Source organism: Quyinboa mangrovi, assembly GCF_042219825.1.
In the GTDB taxonomy this organism is placed as follows: Bacteria; Bacteroidota; Bacteroidia; order Bacteroidales; family UBA5342; genus JBHJHP01.
Genome location: NZ_JBHJHQ010000072.1, coordinates 1 through 637 on the forward strand (window position 1 = coordinate 1; position 637 = coordinate 637).

General features: G+C 35.5%; 1 protein-coding gene. It reads right to left on the reverse strand.

Translation table 11 applies throughout. The features are described from left to right. Positions 1-420 precede the first annotated feature (420 nt). A partial coding sequence (locus ACE1ET_RS20615) for a hypothetical protein (protein WP_375730317.1) occupies positions 421-637 on the reverse strand: 217 nt, incomplete at its 5' end.

Sequence of the window (637 nt, forward strand, 5' to 3'; positions counted from 1 at the left end):
GTTCCCTGCTTCAGCCTAAAAAGGGTGGAGGCCAATTTATAAGATCTCACACAACTAATCCCGGTATTACATACAACTAGTATATATACTGATATTTATTCAGCTTATCCATCCAATACGGGCGATAAAGCCGAAGTTTTATCAGTTTTATAAAGTAAAAATAATCATATTTTTATATCACTAAAAAAAGCATCAGGTACGCGTATTTTGGGTTAAATTAAAAAAATCATATTAAGTCTGTTACATGCTTCGCCACCTCAGCCACATTACAGCAGTATAACCTCACACATACCGCACTGCCATGCAACTAATATTAACACAAATACTTCACCCTTTGGAACTGTAACAGGCTAATCCCGGGATTAAATATAATAAAAATACGATCGACCCATTAAGAAAATTTGATTCTTCTTAACATTTTTAATGATTATAAACAAGAATATCAACAAAGCATTGGCATCTGGTTATATTACCGGCATAATATATGAATTTTATCCATTTATAATAAGGGCCATGTTCTATAGTTAATCCGATAAATCCCAGCAAAAGGCAATTGTCCAAATACCCTCCCTGGGCACGACCGAAGAGAGTGTTTAGGGAGGGCAGCAAATATGAAGCTTGCAGGTTTGCCAAAAGC